Source organism: Geomonas oryzae, from assembly GCF_004117875.1.
GTDB lineage: Bacteria > Desulfobacterota > Desulfuromonadia > Geobacterales > Geobacteraceae > Geomonas > Geomonas oryzae.
The window spans coordinates 34621-53067 of the sequence record NZ_RAHW01000006.1; the positions used below are offsets into that span (position 1 = coordinate 34621).

Here is an 18447-nt window from a genome sequence, read left to right on the forward strand (position 1 = left end):
GGCTCGGCTATAGTGCTCCGGTGTCCATTCATCAGCGGGAGGTGGTCATGCCGACTGTTATGAGAAGTGGCACATACCGGTTTCACTTCTACTCGGACGAGGGACGAGAGCCGCCCCACATCCACGTCGAAACGCCTGACGGAGAGTGCAAGTTTTGGTTGAAACCGATACGACTGGCAAGCAACAAGGGGATCAGCCAGCTGGTGTTGAGAGATATAGAAAGACTGGTTTACCGTAACAAGGAACTGTTTGAGGAGAAGTTTTATGAAATCCACAAGCGTAGATAACGAAGCGGTGGAACCCGCAGCAATCAGGGCCTGGGCTGAGAACCGCACCGTTTTTGTGGAACTCACCGACGGCAGAATCATAGGCTTTCCGGCCAATCGTTTCCCTTTATTGGCACAGGCAACTGATGAGGAGTTGAAAGAAGTGACCATCAGGCTGAACGGTTTCGCTCTTAGATGGGAGAAACTCGACGAAGACATTACCGTGCCCGGTATAGTGGCCGGCAATTTCCCCTTACCTTACATAATGAACTGAGCTGCTCCGTCGCCTCCTTCCTATCCCATTCCTCTGTCTAATCCCCGTGCAAATCATTTGCAATGTCACCGCGCGTCATGCTATCTCACATTAAAACGTTGGGCATTGAAATCAGCTTGTGATGCCGGGCCGTCTCAGGTCTGGCGGAGGTAGTTGTGGCGAAAAAGGGTAGGGCGGTAAACAGGCGAAAATCTTCTTCCGGCGGCGGACGCAGGCCGCTTGTCGCACTTTTGGTGGTGGCGGTTCTCATCGGCCTCGCCCTCATGCTGTTGGAGCGGTGCAAGAAGCCGGTGCCGCCGGTATCTCCCCCGCCGAAACCAGCCGTGACCGCGCCTAAACACCTGCCTCTGCCCGAGCGCCCCGCCCCGGTGCAGCAGAAGATCTCCACCTCCCAGGCCCCCGCACCCAAGCCGCACCCGGCCGCGCTGCCGAAGGCGCAAGGGCCCGGGCGTCTGGCCATCATCATCGACGACATGGGTACGAGCCTGCAGGAGTTGAAGACTCTGCAGTCGATCGGACAGCCGCTTACCTATTCGGTGATCCCGAGTCTGGCCCATGCAAAGGACGTGGCCGAGGGGGCGCACGCAGCCGGTGCCCAGGTGATGGTGCACATGCCGATGGAGCCCGAGGGGTACCCGAAGCAGAAGATGGAATCGGTCGGGGTGCTGCTATCGATGGGCGACGAAGAAGTTGCCGGGCGGGTGAGGGGCTATTTCCGCACCGTTCCCCATGCCGTGGGCGCCAACAATCACATGGGATCGCGCTTCACGCAGGATGCGGGGAAGATGAGGGTGGTTTTGCAGGTGTTGAAGGAGAAGGGGGTGTTCTTCGTCGACAGCAAGACGAGTCCCGCGTCGGTGGGGTATCGGGAGGCGAAGGCCATGGGGATGAAATGTGCGGCGCGCCAGGTGTTCCTGGACAACGTGCAGGATGAGGCGGCGATCGGAAAGCAGCTCGCGCAGGCCGCCGCCATAGCAAGAAAAAAGGGTGCGGCGATAGCTATCTGTCATCCGCACCCTGCAACCATGCGAGCCCTGAAGCTCTATATGCCCGAACTTGCCCGAAGCGGCATCACCTTCGTCCACGCTTCGGAGCTGGCTTCTTAACGGCCGTTCAACGTTCAGCGTTCAACGTTCCACAAAAGTATTGCCCTAGTCATCTCCATGCTATGGTCACTGTACGCGCCGCAGCAAAAGGAGGCTTAATACGGAAGGCCCTGGCGAACGTTGAACGTAGAACGTTGAACGGGTGTTAGAGGACGGGTGTTAAAGCTGTCCCGCGATCCTCTTCTTCAGCCTTGAGACCTCGCGGTACTTCTCGTCCACGAGTATCGAGGCGGGATTGTCGCCGCTTACCGGATGAACCATCAAAAACGCGTCGCGCAGCTCCCCGCCGTAGCCTGCCAGAGTTTCCTGCATGATCCCGGAAAATCCGTCGCGCTCCGGCGCACGCGCCATCGGGTATTTCTTCTTCAGTAACTCGCCGCCGCCGAGGTCGAAGCGGTGGAAATCGATGGTCCCTGCCTCGTCGCCGACACCCGGATTCAGCACGAACACCGATTCCAAGGCGGTCTGGTGGATCATCTGCCTCGTCGGATCGTCGGCCGGCAGCTGCTTCTCGATTTTGAAGATGGTCGAGATCAGGAAGCCGGTGAAGCAGTCCGCCTCCATGTAGCCGCTCGCCGCCCCGTCGGAACTCTCGCAGTAGTAGGAGACCTGCGAGTCCTGCCCGAGCTCCTTCCCGCAGACAAGGCACTGGCTCTTCAGTCCCGAAAGCCTGCCGAAATACTCTTCCTTCTTGCGCTTGTTCTCCTCGTGCTGCCACTTGTCGTACAGCATGGCGCGCGGCTCTTCCGTCTCGTAGTATTCCTTGATGCACCACTGCCCGAGGGCCGCGAACTGGCCGTAGACGTCGGTGCCGCGCCCGTGGGTGAGGATGGGGTAGATCTTCCCTTCCGGGTTGGTGTTAAGGCTCTCCACCTTCGGGCTCTTGGAGATGAAGATGTCGGAGCAGCGGAAGCCGCGGTTGATGGCGAACGCCTTCAAAAGGGTCTTCTGATCCTTGAACATCCCCTCGAACTTGATGCGCTCGTCGATGAGGCAGGGGATGAGGGAGAGGCTCTTTCTGTCCAGCCCCCGCTTGTCGAAGAGCTCGAAGATGTTGCGGCAGTTGTCCATGCTGGCCATGTCCTTGATAGGAACCAGCACCCGGTCCGCCGCGTAGAGCGCGTTCTGGGTCATCACGTCGAGGTCCGGGCGGGTGTCGACGATGAGCACCCCGGGGATCTCGGACATGGCGAGCAGGCGCGCAAGCACCATCGGTCCCTTGAGCGAGCCGCGCAGGTCCGGAAGGGAGGTCGACGAAGGGATGTAATTGACCCCGTACTGCCCGGTGTGCAAAAGGTCGCGGCCGCGTGTCTCCAGCAACAGGTCGGCGACGGAGCCGTTCAACTTCTGCCCCTTGATGGAGAACATCTTGTCGATGGTGAAATGGTTGTCGAAGGAGAAGATGGAGACCGGAAGGTTCTCGTCCAGCGCCTTCAAAAAGATCGCGAGGTTGGTGGCCAGCGTGGTCTTGCCCACGCCCCCCTTTTCCGAGGAAACGGTTATTACATAAGGGTAATTTTTCATGGCGCGCATACTAGCATCGAGACGCGGGGACGGTCAACCGGTTTGACAGTGGCGCGCGCCGCGTGATAGAAACGGCTGGGCGCCGGTTCGGGCAGGGGCGAACAATCTTGCTCCCCTTTGCCGCGCCGGCGTCTCTCGCGCCGGCGCCTGTGTGGCACCGGCGGCCGGGCGAATATTCATTCGATCTCAATCGATCCCCGCCCCCGGAGGGGGAGGGACAGGGAGGGGGCGCGTAGCGTCTGCCTCCGGCTTTCCCCCCTCCCGACCTCCCCCCTCCAGGGGGAGGAGTTCCGGCGAGATCCTCTCTGAGGCGACACCAGGAGGCTAGATGCAGCTCTTCAAAGAACGGCGGGTCCTCACGGTAAGCGCACTGACGGCGCTGGTGCGCGGCCTTTTGGAGGAGAACTTCGATCAGGTATGGGTCGAGGGGGAAATCTCCAACATCGCCTGCCCGCAGTCCGGCCACTGCTACTTCACCCTCAAGGACCCCGGCGCCCAGATCCGCTGCGTCATGTTCCGCGGCGCCTTCCGCACTTTAAAGTTCACCCCCCGCGACGGCATGCGCGTCGTCCTGCGCGGACGGATGACCCTTTTCGAGCCGCGCGGCGAGTACCAGCTCTCGGTGGACGCCATGGAGCCGCAGGGGATCGGCGCGCTGCAGATGGCCTTCATCCAGCTGAAGGAGCGTCTCGCCAAAGAGGGGCTCTTCTCGGAGCTCCACAAGCGTGAGATCCCCAAGCTGCCGCGCAGGATCGGCGTGGTCACTTCCCCCACCGGCGCCGCCATCCGCGACATCCTCACCGTGCTCTCGCGCCGCTTCGCCAACGTGGAACTCATCATCGCGCCGGTCCGCGTCCAGGGGGAGGGGGCGGCACAGGAGATCGCCGCGGCCATCGCCGACCTGAACCGCGTCGGGAACGTCGACGTAATGATCGTCGGGCGCGGCGGCGGGTCCCTCGAGGACCTCTGGGCCTTCAACGAGGAGGTGGTGGCGCGGGCCATCCACCGCTCCGCCGTTCCGGTCATCTCGGCCGTGGGGCACGAGATCGATTTCACCATCGCCGACTTCGTAGCCGACCTGCGCGCCGCGACCCCCTCCGCCGCGGCGGAACTGGTGGTAAGGAGCAAGAACGAACTGACCGCGGAAGTGGAGGGGCTCACGCACCGCCTCGCGGTGGCCCAGTCGCGCCGGCTTGAGCGTGCCCGCTCCCAGGTCGCCGCGCTTTCCCGCGCCGTCACCGATCCGAGCCGGATCCTCGGCCACCTGGCCCAGCGGGTCGACTCCCTGGACGCGAGGCTGGTAAGGGAGGCGGGGCTCATCCTCGATGACGCCTCCGAGCGGATCGTCTCTCTCGCCGCGCGACTCGCCCGCCAGAGCCCGGCGCTCACCCTCAGGCAGAACGCGGAGCGCCTCTCCACCCTCACGCTGCGCCTCGACCACGCCATGACCAGGCGCCTCGCCTGCGCCGCCGAGAATGTCGGGCTCGCCACCGGGACGCTCAACGCCGTCTCGCCCCTTGCCACCCTTTCCCGAGGCTACAGCATCGCCCGAAAGCTACCCGGGCGCGCCGTGGTCACCTCGCACCGCCAGATCGCCCCGGGCGACCGGCTCGAACTCTCCCTCGCCGCTGGCAGCGCGGTCTGCACCGTGGAGGAAACCAGCGGAGAGTGAATCCTTGACGGTTATTGAACGATCGGTATAATAGGCGATCACTTTTTCATTATATAGCGCGGCCGTCGTCTTCATTGGCGCCGCGGCAGCAAGCAGCACGAGGGATGGCATGGCCGTAGAAAAATTCGAGACCGCGCTCAAGAAGCTCGAAGACGTCGTGAAGAAGCTGGAAGGGGGAGAACTTTCCCTCGAGGACTCGCTGAAGGCCTTCGAGGAAGGGGTGAAATATTCCGCCTTCTGCAGCAAGAAGCTGAACGAGGCCGAGCGCCGCGTCGAGCTTCTCGTAAAGCAGCGCGACGGCAGCCTGACCACCCGCCCCTTTGAAGAGGAGGAGTAATCCCCGTCTTTGCCGCCTGACAGGATCAGTTGCAAGCAGGACGCCTCCCCCCCTCCCTTGACGGGAGGGGGCCGGGGGGTGGGTGACGTTGCCCTCGGCTTCCAATGTGGCGCGTTCCCCCTCCCCCTAACCCCCTCCCGCAAGGGGAGGGGGATCTCGATTCGCAAGGAAGCCTGAATGGATCTCAAGGAATACCTGAAGCAGAAATGCCAGCTGGTCGACCAGGCGCTGGAGCGCTTTCTCCCCGCCGCCACCGAACTCCCCTCCTCGCTGCACGGCTCGATGCGCTACTCGGTCTTCGCCGGCGGCAAGCGCGTTCGCCCCGTCCTCATGCTCGCCGCATGCGAGGCGGTGGGCGGCTCGCCCGACGCGGTGATGCCCGCAGCCTGCGCCATGGAGATGATCCACACCTACTCGCTGATCCACGACGACCTTCCCGCCATGGACAACGACGACTTCCGCCGGGGCAACCCGACCAACCACAAGGTCTACGGCGAGGCGACCGCCATCCTGGCAGGTGACGCCCTTCTGACCGAGGCCTTCATCCTCCTCTCCACGGAGGGGCAGAGTGGGGACCCCGCGGCGCGCCTTCGGGTGATCCAGGAGATCGCCGTCGCCGCCGGTTCGCGCGGCATGGTGGGCGGCCAGGTGGTCGACATGGAAAGCGAGGGGCGCCACGACGTGGACATGGCGACACTCTCCTACATCCACACCCACAAGACCGGCGCCCTGATCCGCGCCTCGGTCCGCTCCGGCGCCATCATGGGGGGCGCGAGCGAGGAGCAGTTCAAGGCGCTCACCCGCTACGCCGATGCCATCGGCCTCGCCTTCCAGATTGCCGACGACATCCTCGACGTCGAAGGGACCACCGAGGAACTCGGCAAGGACGCAGGCAGCGACCAGGCCCGCGGCAAGGCGACCTATCCCGCCCTCATGGGGCTCGAGGCCTCCAAGGCGCGCGCCCAGGAACTGGTGCAGATCGCGCTCGACGCCCTCGCCATCTTCGACGACCGCGCCGAACCGCTGCGGGCCATCGCCTCGTACATCGTTAAAAGGAAATCGTAAATGGCAGGTATCCTCGACGGCATCACCGAACCCAGTCAGCTGAAAGCGCTTTCCCTGCGCGAGCTGGAGACGCTCGCCGAGGAGCTGCGTGCCCGCATCATCGAGACCTGCGCCGCAAACGGCGGCCATGTCGCCCCGAGTCTCGGCGTCGTCGAGCTCACCATCGCGCTGCACCGCGTCTTCGACTCTCCGAAGGACAAGATCGTCTGGGATGTGGGGCACCAGGCCTACGCCCACAAGCTTCTTACCGGCAGGAAGGAGCGCTTCGGCACGCTGCGCACCCTGGGCGGGATCAGCGGCTTTCCCAAGCGCTGCGAGTCGCCTCACGACTCTTTCGACGTCGGCCACTCCTCGACCTCGATATCGGCCGGCGTAGGCTTCGCCGTGGCGCGCGACCTTAAAAAAGAGCGCAACAAGGTGCTCACCGTGATCGGCGACGGCGCCATGACCGGCGGCCTCGCCTTCGAGGGGCTGAACCACGCGGGGGAGCTGAACAAGGACCTGGTGGTCATCTTAAACGACAACGAGATGTCCATCTCGGAGAACGTAGGCGCCCTGTCGAACCTCCTCTCGCGCACCATCACGAGCGAATACGTGCACCGGGCCAAGAAGGACCTGGAGGCCTTCCTCGAGGGGGTCCCCATGTTCGGGCGCTCCGTGCTGAAGATCGCCAAGCGCGCCGAGGAATCGCTGAAGACCCTCTTCACCCCGGGCATGCTTTTCGAGGCCTTCGGCTTCGAGTACATAGGACCCATCGACGGGCACGACATCCCGAAGCTCTTGGAGACGCTCGAGAACGTCAAGCGTTTCGACGACGCGGTGCTCATCCACGTCCTCACCAGGAAGGGAAAGGGGTATCCCCCCGCCGAGGCGAACCCGTCGCTTTTTCACGGCGTCGGCCCCTTCGATCTGAAGACCGGCAAGGTGCTGAAAGGTAAGGGTGGCGCCGCCTCCTACACCGGCGTCTTCGGCGAGACGGTGAAAAGGCTCGCCCAGGAGGATGACCGCATCGTCGCCATCACGGCAGCCATGCCGGACGGTACCGGCCTCACCCCGTTTGCGCGCGAGTTCCCGGACCGCTTCTTCGACGTCGGCATCGCCGAACAGCACGCCATCACCTTCGCCGCCGGCCTCGCCGCGGAAGGCTTCCGTCCGGTGGTCGCCCTCTACTCGTCGTTTTTGCAGCGCGGCTACGACCAGCTCTTCCACGACGTCTGCCTGCAGGAGCTCCCGGTAACCTTCGCCATCGACCGCGCGGGCGTGGTCGGCAACGACGGCCCCACCCATCACGGTGTCTTCGACCTCTCCTACCTGCGTGCGGTTCCGGGACTTACCATCATGGCCCCGAAGGACGAGAACGAGCTGCAGCACATGCTGGTGACCGCACTTTCGCTTCCCGGCCCCGCTGCGTTGCGCTATCCACGCGGCAACGGCCTCGGCGTTCCGATGGACCAGATCCTCGAGCCGCTTCCCATCGGGCGCGGCGAACTCCTCGAGAAGGGAAAGGACGGCGCCATCATCGCCGTCGGCACCATGGTGCAGCCGGCCCGCGAGGCGGCGGCAGCTCTTGCCGCTGAGGGGATCGAACTCGCCGTCATGAACGCCCGCTTCGTAAAGCCGCTCGATACCGACCTCATCCTCTCGCTCGCCGAGACCGGATTCCTCGTCACCCTCGAGGACAACGTGGTGCAGGGGGGCTTCGGCACCGCCGTCCTGGAGCTCCTGGAGGAACATGGTGTCACCGGCGTTAAGGTGCTGCGCCTTGGTTACCCCGACCGCTTCGTCGAGCAGGGGGAGCAGGCCGAGCTGAAGGCCGCCTACCGGCTCGACGCCGCCGGCATCGCCGCGAGCATCCGGGAGGCGCGGCGCCCGGTCCCGGTCCGCTCCGAAGCGGCGGCTCCGGTCGGGGAACCCGTCCCGGACCAGCCGCATGCCTAAGATCCCCCCGCTCCTCGCAGCCCTTCTGCTTTATGCCGGTCCGGCCCTGGCCGCCGACCCGCTCGCCTTGAGCGCCAAAGCCGACCAGATGATCGCCAAGGGGGACCTCGCCCAGGCGGCCGAGGAACTCAAGGCCGCTACCTCGCTCTTTCCTTACGACGAAGGGGTGCGGCGCAAGCTCGCCTTCACCTACACCGAAATCGCCAAGCGCGACCTGCAGTCAGGGCACTTTCCCGCCGCCGCCGAACATTTCGGGCAGGCGCACGAACTCCTCCCGGCAAGTGCCGAACTGGGTCTCATGCGCGGCATAGCACTCTACCTGGGCAAGGATTACACGGCGGCCCGCGAGGAGCTTTTGCAGGCCGGGGAGGGGAGCGAGCCGCTCATCTACCTCGGGAAGATCAGCTACGACACGGGGGACCTCCCCGGCGCGCTCGAGCTGTGGCGCCGTGCGAAGGGGAAGGACCCCGACAACAAGACGCTCGAGGCCTTGATCGGCAAGGCGGAGCGGGAGCTCCCCGTCGAGTCGCGCATGGACAAGGGGTACAGCTCCATGTTCGACCTCTCCTACGATGCCGAGCTGCCGCCGGGGCTTTCCGCCGAGGTGCTGGACGCGCTCGAGAGTGCCTATAACTCGGTGGGTGCCGACTTCGGCGTCTTTCCTGCCACGCGCATCCCGGTACTGCTCTACACGAAGAAGGACTACAGCAGCGTGACCACCGGGCCGGACTGGTCCGGTGGGCTCTACGACGGCAAGATTCGCCTGCCGGTCGGTGGGCTCACCCGGGTCACGCCGCAACTGCGTGCCATCATCTTCCACGAGTTCACCCATGTCCTCGTCGCGGAGCTTACTCACGGCAACGTCCCCACCTGGCTGAACGAAGGCCTCGCCGAAATTGAAGGGCGCAAGGAGTTCGCCCCGCCGCTGCCCCGATTCGGCACCGTACCGGGAAAGCATCTGCTGCCGCTTACCTCCCTTTCCCGCGGCTTTGCCGGGATGGGGGGAGAGGATGCATGGCTTGCCTACCAGCAAAGTCATTCCATGGCGTCGTTCATGGTGCAGCGCTACGGCTGGTACGCGATGCAGCAGTTGCTCAAGTATCTGGGTGAGCGCAGGGGTATGGAGGAGGCCGTCGCCAAGGCTCTTTCCGACTACGGGTTGGATCTGGACGGCGTGATGCGTGAGTGGAGGGAGTCGCTGACAGCATCGGCTGCGGGCGACGGCGCCAACTGAGTGGTATAGTATGCATTAAGCCGCAAGTTTGGCAGTATGAGCGGCAAGACGGCAAGGCAATAAACGGGAGTTTTCTTGATTTACGGCACCGGCGTTGACATCGTTGAAATCGGCCGCTTCGAAAAGTTCTTGAGAGAGGGCAACGACGGACTGTTCCAGAGACTGTTCACCCAGCGGGAGATCGATTACTGCTCGGTGAAAAAGAACTGCGCCCAGCACTACGCCCTGCGTTTCGCGGCAAAAGAGGCCTTCCTGAAGGCGCTCGGTACCGGGCTGCGTGACGGACTTTCCTGGAAGGACATGGAGGTGGTGAACGATCCCCTCGGTAAGCCCGAGCTGAAGCTTACCGGGCGGGCCGAGGAGCTTTACCGCCAGGCGGGGCTTGCCGGCTGCTTTCTCTCCCTTTCCCATGACGCCGGCTGTGCCGTCGCCTTCGTGGTACTGGAGCGCTAGATGAAAGTCGTGAGCGGTCAGGTCATGCAGCTTATGGATAAAAGGGCCATCGGGGAGTTCGGCATCCCGGGGCTCGACCTCATGGAGCGTGCCGGTCGCGGCTGTGCCAACGCCATCGTGGACGCCTTCGGCGGCGGCGCGGGGAAACGCGCCGTGATCGTGGCGGGGAAGGGGAACAACGGCGGCGACGGTTTCGTCATCTCGCGCCTTCTGTCGGAACAGGGGTGGGACGCTCCGGTGCTGCTACTTGCCGCTCCCGAGGCGATCGCCGGCGACGCCGCGGCGAACCTTGCGCGCCTTGATGCCGGCGTGGTGAAGAGCGTGCCGCAGGGAATCGCGGGGGAACGGGAACTTCTGCAGGGGGCGACGGTGATCGTGGACGCCCTGCTCGGCACCGGGATGAAGAGCGAGGTCTCCGGCATCTACGGCGAGGCGATAGACGCGATCAACGCGGCCGGGGGCCCCGTGGTCGCCGTGGACATCCCCTCCGGCGTCGATTCGGCCACCGGGAAGGTGCTAGGGCGCGCGGTGCGGGCCGACCTCACCGTCACCTTCGCGCTTGCCAAGCTGGGCAACGTCCTTTATCCCGGCGCGGAGCTTTGCGGGAGGCTGGTCGTCGCCGACATCGGCATGCCCGACGCCGTGGTCGCCGAGGCCGAAGGGGCCGAGTTTACCGATCTTCCGAGCGCCGCCCTACTTTTCAGGCCGCGAGAGGCAACCGCACACAAGGGAACCGGCGGCCACACCCTCGTCGTCGCCGGGAGCACCGGCAAGACCGGTGCCGCGGCCATGGCAGCTAACAGCGCGCTGCGCACCGGGGCGGGACTCGTCACCCTGGCGGTCCCGGCACTGTTGCACCCGATCCTGGAGGCGAAGACCACCGAGGCGATGACCATCCCGCTCGGCCCGGGGACAAAGGGTTACCTTCAGGCCGGGGCGCTCCCGGAAATCGCCGCCGCAGCGGCGGCCCGCGACGTAGTCGCCTTAGGTCCCGGTCTCGGGACGGCCCCTTCCACGGTCTACCTGGTTCATTCGCTCCTGGCCGTGCTCAGGCGGCCCCTCGTGCTCGATGCCGACGCCTTGAACGCGGTGGCGCCCGACCCGTCCCTTCTGCTCAAGAGAAGCGGCTTGGTGACGGTGCTCACGCCGCACCCGGGGGAGATGGCACGCCTGCTTGACTGCTCGGTCCCCGAGGTGGAGGAGGACCGCATCGGCTGCGCCCGCGACTTCGCTACCAGATACCAGGTGCACCTGATCCTCAAGGGAGCGCGCAGCATCGTCGCCGCACCCGACGGCCGCATCGCGGTCAACGGCAGCGGCAATCCCGGCATGGCGAGCGGCGGCATGGGGGACGTGCTCACCGGCGTCGTCGCCGCCCTAATCGGCCAGGGGTACGACCCTTTCACCGCCTGCAGGCTCGGCTCCTTCGTCCACGGCTTCGCCGCGGACCTGTTGCTTGAGACCCGAGGCTGCCAGGGGATGAGCGCCACCGACGTACAGGAGGCGCTTCCCGCCGCGCTGGACCGGATCGCCCGGGCGCGCGGCGTTCATCACGTCTTTAAAACCGACAACACATCACAGGGAGAATGACCATGATGAAAGCAAAAGAGATCATGACCAAAGACGTGGTTACCGTAGGCCGCGACACCACGGTGCGAGACTTGGCCAAGCTCTTCGCCGAGCGCCGCATCTCCAGCGTCCCGGTGGTGGACAACGAGGGGCTTTTGGTCGGCATCGTGTCCGAAAGCGACCTGATCGAGCGGGACAAGCCGCTGCACATTCCGACCGTCATCTCCATCTTCGACTGGGTCATCTACCTGGAGAGCGACAAGCGTTTCGAGAAGGAACTGCAGAAGATGACCGGGCAGACCGTCGCGGACATCTTTTCGCAGGAGGTTCTCACCGTGGGGCCGGAGGCGCCGGTTTCCGAGGTGGCCGAACTGATGACCAACAAGAAGGTGCAGGCCGTCCCGGTGGTCGAGGGGCGCCGCGTGGTCGGTATCATCGGGCGCATCGACATGGTGCGCACCATGATAGGGTAGTCTCGATGCCTTTCATGCGGACCAAAAGCAGCGACGAGACGGTGCAACTGGGGGAGAGGCTCGGGCGGCTGCTTGCCCCCGGCGATTTCATCGCCCTGACCGGTGAACTCGGCGCGGGCAAAACCCAGTTCGCCAAGGGGATCGCCCGCGGGTTGGAGGTCGACCCGGAGACCCCGGTGACCAGCCCGACCTACACCATATTGAACATCTACGAGGGGAGGCTCCCCCTGTACCATTTCGACCTCTACCGTCTCGAGGGGGCACACGACGTCGACGCGCTCGGTTTCGAGGAATATTTCTCCGGCGACGGCGCCTGCGTCGTGGAATGGGCCGAGCGCCTGGACGGGGAGATGCCCGACGACGTTCTCACCGTTACGCTGAACCACGAGGGGGACGAGGAGCGCAGCGTCAGCTTCGAGGGTTCCGGCCCCAGGTCACAGGCCATCGTCCGCGCTCTCTCAGCAGGGGAGCGAGATTAAGTCAGAAGACGCCTCTTCCGGTTCCGGAAGGGGCGTTTCTTTTTGTTGTAAACAGAGAAGGGGGCAAAAAGTGCTCATAAGGCTGTCTTGGCCTTGATTGTTTAAAAAAATGTTTTGACCGGGCACAGTAAACTTGCTAATAAAGTGTTTCCTATCGCCGGGAGCGAAGGTTCCGGGCGGATCAACAGCATATAGATACAAGGAGGACTGACATGGCTTTGGTTGTCCAAAAGTACGGCGGCACCTCGATGGGTTCCGTCGAACGAATTCGCAACGTCGCCAAGAGGGTGGCAAAAACCTACGACGCCGGCAACGACATGGTGGTAGTTGTCTCCGCCATGGCAGGTGAAACCAATAAGCTGGTTGCGCTTGCCAACGAGGTCTGCGAATTCCCGGACACCCGTGAATACGACGTACTCGTCGCGGCGGGGGAGCAGGTCTCCATCGCCCTTCTGGCCATGTGCCTGAAAGCCATGGGGTACAAGGCGAAGTCCTACCTCGGGTTCCAGGTTCCCGTCCTCACCGATACCGCCTACAGCAAGGCCCGCATCGAGAGCATCGACGACAAGAAGATGCGCGCCGACCTGAAAGAGGGGACCATCCTGATCGTCGCCGGTTTCCAGGGTGTCGACGAGTTCGGCAACGTCACCACCTTGGGGCGCGGCGGCTCGGACACCTCTGCGGTGGCACTCGCGGCGGCGCTGAAAGCCGACGTCTGCGAGATCTTCACCGACGTGGACGGCGTCTACACCACCGACCCCAACATCTGCAAAGACGCTAAAAAGATCGAGCGCATCTCTTACGAGGAGATGCTTGAGTTGGCCAGCCTCGGAGCGAAGGTGCTGCAGATCCGCTCCGTCGAGTTCGCCAGCAAGTACAACGTCGACGTACACGTCCGCTCGAGCTTCAACGAAAATCTCGGAACCATGGTTACCAAGGAGGATAAAGAAATGGAAGCAGTGCTCGTCTCGGGTATCGCCTACGCCAAGGATGAAGTGAAGATCGCCGTCATGCAGGTGCCGGACAAGCCCGGGGTGGCAGCGCAGATCCTCTCGCCGCTTTCCGATGCCAACATCTCCGTCGACATGATCGTCCAGAACGTGAGCGAGGCCGGTTCCACCGACTTCACCTTCACCGTGCCCCAGGCCGACTTCAAGAAGGCGCTCACCATCACCAAGGAGACCGCCGAGGCGATCAACGCGAAAGAAGTCCTCTCCGACGAGAACGTCACCAAGGTATCCATCGTTGGTCTCGGCATGAGGAGCCACGCCGGCGTGGCAACCACCATGTTCCAGGCGCTCGCCAAGGAAGGGATCAACATCCAGATGATCTCCACCTCCGAAATCAAGATCTCCGTCGTAGTCGACGCGAAATACACCGAGCTCGCCGTCCGCGTGCTGCACGACGCCTTCGGTCTGGCCGGAAAATAACACCCGTTCAACGTTCAAGGTTCAACGTTCCGTAAAGGTCCGGGCTTCGGCTCGGGCCTTTGCGGTACTGCGAGGCGGACGATGACGGCTTTGGCTTTTTGAAATAGAACGTTGAACGTCGAACGTTGAACGTCTTTTGTTGAAGTTGGGGGTGATATGAGTCTGGTGAAACTTTACGATACGACGCTTAGGGACGGTACGCAGGCGGAGGACATCTCTTTCCTGGTCGAGGACAAGATCCGCATCGCCCACAAACTGGACGAGTGCGGCATTCACTACATCGAGGGGGGATGGCCCGGCAGCAACCCCAAAGACGTCGCCTTCTTCAAGGACATCAAGAAGGAAAAGCTCATCCAGGCGAAGATCGCCGCCTTCGGCTCGACCCGCCGCGCCAAAATCACCCCCGATAAGGACCAGAACCTGCGCACCCTGGTGGAGTCCAAGGCCGACGCAGCCACCATCTTCGGCAAGACCTGGGACTTCCACGTGCACGAGGCGCTCAGGATCCCGCTCGAGGAGAACCTGGAGCTCATCTTCGACTCGCTGGAGTTCCTCAAGAAGAACATGCCGGAAGTCTTCTACGACGCCGAGCACTTCTTCGACGGCTACAAGTCCAACCCCGAGTACGCCATCAAGACGCTGCAGGCGGCCCAGCAGGCGGGCGCCGACTGCATCATCCTTTGCGACACCAACGGCGGCTCCATGCCGTACGAGATCGCTGCCATCGTGGACGAGGTGAAGAAGGTGATCTCCACCCCGCTCGGCATCCACGCCCACAACGACGGCGAGTGCGCCGTGGCGAACTCCATCATCTCGGTGCAGCAGGGGATCGTGCACGTGCAGGGGACCATCAACGGCTTCGGCGAGCGCTGCGGCAACGCGAACCTCTGCTCCATCATCCCGGCCCTCAAGGCGAAGATGAAGCGCGACTGCATCTCGGACGCGCAGATGAAGACGCTCAGGGATCTCTCCCGCTACGTCTACGAACTCGCGAACCTCGCGCCCAACAAGCACCAGCCCTACGTCGGCAACTCCGCCTTCGCCCACAAGGGGGGCGTGCACGTCTCGGCGATCCAGCGCCACCCGGAGACCTACGAGCACATGCGCCCGGAACTGGTCGGCAACACCACCCGCGTGCTGGTTTCCGACCTCTCGGGTCGCGCCAACATCCTCGCGAAGGCGACCGAGTTCAACATCAACCTGGACAGCAAGGATCCGGTGACCCTCGAGATCCTCGAGGACATCAAGGCGATGGAGAACCGCGGCTACCAGTTCGAGGGGGCGGAGGCCTCCTTCGAGCTCCTGATGAAGCGCGCCCTCGGCACGCACCGCAAGTTCTTCTCCGTGATCGGCTTCCGCGTCATCGACGAGAAGCGCACAGAGGACGACCAGCCGATCTCCGAGGCGACCATCAAGGTCAAGGTGGGGGGGAAGGTCGAGCACACCGCATCCGAGGGGCATGGCCCCGTGAACGCCCTCGACAACGCGCTCAGAAAGGCGCTCGAGAAGTTCTACCCTAAGTTGAAGGACGTGAAGCTGCACGACTACAAGGTGCGCGTGCTTCCGGCGGGGCAGGGGACGGCTTCTTCGATCCGCGTTCTCATCGAGAGCGGCGACAAGGAAGGGCGCTGGGGCACCGTCGGCGTTTCCAGCAACGTCATCGAGGCCTCCTACCAGGCCCTCATCGACGCCATCGAGTTCAAGCTGCACAAGGACGAGGAGACGGCGGCACCCAAGAAATGATGCCGAGGAGCCAGCGACTCGCCCTATGGTGTCTCGCCCTGGCCCTCACCCTGCCGCTTTACATCAAAGGCCGCATCCCCACCACGAAAGGTGAGGATGCGGCCTTTTCTCGTTTCACTGGGCAGACCGTGACGGTGCGCCTGACGGGGGACCTGCCGCGTCCGGGCGTGTATCGCCTCCCCAAGGGGGTAGATGCGGCCGCCGCCATTAAAATGACGCTCCCCTGCGCCGAGGTTGCGGTAAGCGTCAGAGGATCCGACAGTTGCGTGCTTGCCAGCGGGGATGTCGTCGCCTTTCGCCGGGATCGATCAGGTAAATATTTGTTTTTATTGGGTGTGATGACTGCCAGGGAGCGCATGCTCCTCGGAGTGCCGCTGGACCCGGACCTCTTAAGCGAGACGGAATGGGCCCTTCTGCCGGGGATCGGGGCGGCACTATCCCGGCGTATCATCGAGGACCGTCAGGAAAATGGCGCTTTCGGTGCTGTGGAAGGGTTGTTGCGGGTGCCGGGGATCGGCCCCGGCAAGCTCGCGGCGATCAAAAGATATTTTTAATGCGCTGCAACAGGGCCTTTTTGCGAAAGGTTCCTTCGAAAAGGAGTAATCGCGACATTACAACTTACTCATATTTTCCTTCTTGGCATGTTAGGTGAAATATACGAACCCACATGAAGTTCTTTAATCAACTTTCTGTTGGGAGGTATGGCTTATGAAATGCCCTAAATGCAAAGGTAGGATGTTTGCCGAGAAATATTACGACTTCGTGAGGTCCTTCGACGCTTGGAAGTGCACCTGCTGCGGCGAGGTGCTCGACCCGACCATCCTGGCCAACAGGGCAAGGAACTTCAACAGCCTCCTCGGCTGATACTGAGACGATAAAAGAACAGCGAAGGGGGACCGCTCAAGCGGCCCCCCTTTTTTCTTGCTGATTTTGGGCTTGACAGCTCTGGGCCGGTCCGTTATAAAAGGGATCAAATTGGTCCTAAAGGTGTTTTTTATGATGGAACTAACCCGAAAGGGAGAATACGCAATCCGCGGCATCATCTATCTGGCCCAGCAGCCGCCGGGTCGGGTCTCGCTTATCAGCGAGATCGCCGCCGCCGCGGAAGTCCCGCAGACATTCCTCGCCAAGATATTCCAGAGCTTCGCCAAGCTCGGTCTGGTCACCTCTTCGCGCGGCACCGGGGGCGGCTTCGTCCTGGCCCGTCCCGCGTCCACCATCACCCTGCGTGAGGTGGTGGAGGCGGTCGAGGGGCCGATCCTGCCTAACCGCTGCCTTCTGGGGAGCGCCTGCGACAGGGGAGGACCCTGCCGCGTCCATGCCGTCTGGAAACAGGTGCAGACCGAGGTGGTCTCCATTCTCGACGCCGTCACCATAGATACCCTCGCGCGCAGCCCCGACTGCAAAAGTTAAAATTTTTTGTAAACAATTAGGATAAAGAAGGTCCTGTTTGTCTTTTGTGAGCGTTAATATCAACAACGGCTGAGCCGGCCCCACAGGCCAAAAGTTTCAATTTAATCAAAGGAGCGAAAAAATGGATGTACTAACCCTGAGCAGGCTGCAGTTTGCCGTCACCAGCATGTTCCACTTCATCTTCGTCCCGCTCACCCTCGGGCTCTCGGTCTTCGTGGCCATGGTGGAGACCCGCTACGTGCTGACCGGCAATGAGATGTACAAGAGGATGGCCAAGTTCTGGGGCAAACTGTTCCTGATCAACTTCGCGCTGGGCGTGGTGACCGGCATCACCCTGGAGTTCCAGTTCGGCATGAACTGGGCCGAGTACTCCCGCTACGTGGGGGACATCTTCGGGGCCCCCCTGGCCATCGAGGCCACTGTGGCCTTCTTCATGGAGTCGGTCTTCATCGGCGTATGGGCCTTCGGATGGAACAAGGTCGGCAGGAGGTTTCATGCCTTCTCGATCTGGATGGTCGCCATTGCCACGAACCTTTCCGGCCTCTGGATCCTGCTTGCTAACGGCTGGATGCAGCACCCGGTAGGGTACGTGCTCAGAAACGGCCGCGCCGAGATGGTGGACTTTCTCGCCCTTATTACCAACCCCTTCGGTCTCTTGAAGTTCGGGCACCAGATCGTTTCCGGTTACACCGTAGCCGCTTTCTTCGTCATGGGCATCTCCGCCTACCATCTGCTTAAGGCACGCAACCGCGAGTTCTTCAAAGCCTCCTTCACCATGGCCGCCGGCTTCGCCCTCTTCGCCACCATCATGGTCGCGGTGATCGGCGACTTCCATGCCGCCGACGTCGCGAAGACGCAGCCGGCCAAGTTCGCCGCCATGGAGGCGGTCTGGAACACCTGTAACAACGCTCCCATGCATCTGATCGCCTTCCCGGACGCAAAGAACGAGTGCAACCTGGTCTCCGCGCTCCCGGTTCCGGGGCTCTTAAGCTTCCTCGCCTTCCATGACTCCAACGCCGAGATCCGCGGCATCACCTCTTTCCCGAAGGACGAACGCCCGCCGGTCCTCCCGGTCTTCCTGAGCTTCCGCCTCATGGTCGGGCTCGGCACCTTCTTCATCGTGGTTGCTGCCGCCGCGTTCTTCTTAGCCAAAAACGGTCTCCTCGAGAAGTACCCCCTGTTCCTGAAACTGCTGGTCCTCACCATCCCGCTGCCGTACATCGCGAACCAGCTCGGCTGGATCGTCTCCGAACTGGGAAGACAGCCATGGATCGTGTACGGGCTGATGAAGACCTCCGACGCGGTCTCCAAGTCGCTCGAGATGTCGCAGGTGGTCGGGTCGCTCGCAGGCTTCACGCTCCTCTACGGCCTGCTGGGCTTCGTGGACATCTACCTGCTGACCAAGTTCGCCCGCAAAGGGCCTGAAGAAACTCATGTCGGCGCCACCGGCGCTTTCGGAAACTAGGGGGGA

At 62.8% G+C, this 18447-nt stretch carries 19 protein-coding genes; 18 read left to right on the top strand and 1 reads right to left on the bottom strand.

The features are described from left to right. Positions 1–59: 59 nt before the first annotated feature. From D6Z24_RS22030 to D6Z24_RS15200, 3 genes are all read left to right on the top strand, one after another. Entirely contained in the window at positions 60–287 is a 228-nt protein-coding gene (locus D6Z24_RS22030) for a DUF4160 domain-containing protein (protein ID WP_407925424.1), read from the top strand. After that, entirely contained in the window at positions 265–540 is a 276-nt protein-coding gene (locus D6Z24_RS15195) for a DUF2442 domain-containing protein (RefSeq protein ID WP_129127459.1), read from the top strand. Before D6Z24_RS22030 ends, D6Z24_RS15195 begins: the two co-directional genes overlap by 23 nt. Before the next feature lie 155 nt (positions 541–695). Further along, entirely contained in the window at positions 696–1646 is a 951-nt protein-coding gene (locus D6Z24_RS15200; protein WP_129127460.1) for a divergent polysaccharide deacetylase family protein, read from the top strand. A 159-nt stretch (positions 1647–1805) separates the two neighbouring features. Here D6Z24_RS15200 and D6Z24_RS15205 read toward each other — a convergent pair whose 3' ends face one another. After that, a complete protein-coding gene (locus D6Z24_RS15205; RefSeq protein WP_129127461.1) occupies positions 1806–3179 on the bottom strand; it encodes a ParA family protein in 1374 nt (457 codons plus the stop codon). A 319-nt stretch (positions 3180–3498) separates the two neighbouring features. Between D6Z24_RS15205 and xseA the strand changes: the two genes are divergently transcribed. The 15 genes from xseA to D6Z24_RS15280 all read left to right on the top strand — a co-directional run bounded on the left by xseA (position 3499) and on the right by D6Z24_RS15280 (position 18441). Continuing rightward, positions 3499–4842: an exodeoxyribonuclease VII large subunit gene (xseA, locus tag D6Z24_RS15210; protein WP_129127462.1), complete on the top strand. Its 1344-nt coding sequence runs from the start codon at positions 3499–3501 to the stop codon at positions 4840–4842. Positions 4843–4951: 109 nt separating this feature from the next. Next, entirely contained in the window at positions 4952–5179 is a 228-nt protein-coding gene (locus D6Z24_RS15215) for an exodeoxyribonuclease VII small subunit (protein WP_129127463.1), read from the top strand. A 177-nt stretch (positions 5180–5356) separates the two neighbouring features. Next, positions 5357–6244, top strand: a complete 888-nt coding sequence (locus tag D6Z24_RS15220) for a polyprenyl synthetase family protein (protein WP_129127464.1) — start codon at positions 5357–5359, stop codon at positions 6242–6244. Beyond that, positions 6245–8182 carry a 1-deoxy-D-xylulose-5-phosphate synthase gene (gene dxs, locus D6Z24_RS15225; protein WP_246014685.1) on the top strand — a complete coding sequence of 646 codons (1938 nt, stop codon included), beginning with the start codon at positions 6245–6247 and terminating at the stop codon, positions 8180–8182. Beyond that, positions 8175–9416 (top strand): peptidase MA family metallohydrolase, encoded by a 1242-nt coding sequence (locus tag D6Z24_RS15230; protein WP_129127465.1) that lies wholly within the window; start codon positions 8175–8177, stop codon positions 9414–9416. Before dxs ends, D6Z24_RS15230 begins: the two co-directional genes overlap by 8 nt. Positions 9417–9491: 75 nt before the next feature. Next, positions 9492–9869 carry a holo-[acyl-carrier-protein] synthase gene (locus D6Z24_RS15235; RefSeq protein WP_129127466.1) on the top strand — a complete coding sequence of 126 codons (378 nt, stop codon included), beginning with the start codon at positions 9492–9494 and terminating at the stop codon, positions 9867–9869. After that, positions 9870–11459, top strand: coding sequence for an NAD(P)H-hydrate dehydratase (locus tag D6Z24_RS15240; protein ID WP_129127467.1), 1590 nt, complete (start codon positions 9870–9872; stop codon positions 11457–11459). Positions 11460–11461: 2 nt separating this feature from the next. Then, positions 11462–11911, top strand: coding sequence for a CBS domain-containing protein (locus tag D6Z24_RS15245; RefSeq protein WP_129127468.1), 450 nt, complete (start codon positions 11462–11464; stop codon positions 11909–11911). Between the two features lie 5 nt (positions 11912–11916). Beyond that, complete coding sequence (gene tsaE / locus D6Z24_RS15250; RefSeq protein WP_129127469.1) at positions 11917–12390, top strand: tRNA (adenosine(37)-N6)-threonylcarbamoyltransferase complex ATPase subunit type 1 TsaE; 474 nt, start codon at positions 11917–11919, stop codon at positions 12388–12390. Positions 12391–12602: 212 nt separating this feature from the next. Next, positions 12603–13820: an aspartate kinase gene (locus tag D6Z24_RS15255; RefSeq protein ID WP_129127470.1), complete on the top strand. Its 1218-nt coding sequence runs from the start codon at positions 12603–12605 to the stop codon at positions 13818–13820. Positions 13821–13976: 156 nt separating this feature from the next. Further along, a complete protein-coding gene (gene cimA / locus D6Z24_RS15260) occupies positions 13977–15563 on the top strand; it encodes a citramalate synthase (protein WP_129127471.1) in 1587 nt (528 codons plus the stop codon). Next, complete coding sequence (locus D6Z24_RS15265) at positions 15560–16117, top strand: ComEA family DNA-binding protein (protein WP_129127472.1); 558 nt, start codon at positions 15560–15562, stop codon at positions 16115–16117. The genes cimA and D6Z24_RS15265 overlap by 4 nt, the downstream gene beginning before the upstream one ends. Before the next feature lie 154 nt (positions 16118–16271). Next, complete coding sequence (locus D6Z24_RS21670) at positions 16272–16427, top strand: hypothetical protein (RefSeq protein WP_012529698.1); 156 nt, start codon at positions 16272–16274, stop codon at positions 16425–16427. Between the two features lie 132 nt (positions 16428–16559). Further along, positions 16560–16976 carry an RrF2 family transcriptional regulator gene (locus D6Z24_RS15275; RefSeq protein ID WP_129127473.1) on the top strand — a complete coding sequence of 139 codons (417 nt, stop codon included), beginning with the start codon at positions 16560–16562 and terminating at the stop codon, positions 16974–16976. Positions 16977–17142: 166 nt separating this feature from the next. Further along, the gene (locus tag D6Z24_RS15280; protein ID WP_407925425.1) at positions 17143–18441 is read left to right on the top strand and encodes a cytochrome ubiquinol oxidase subunit I; all 1299 of its coding nucleotides are present in this window, start codon (positions 17143–17145) and stop codon (positions 18439–18441) included. Positions 18442–18447: the final 6 nt, after the last annotated feature.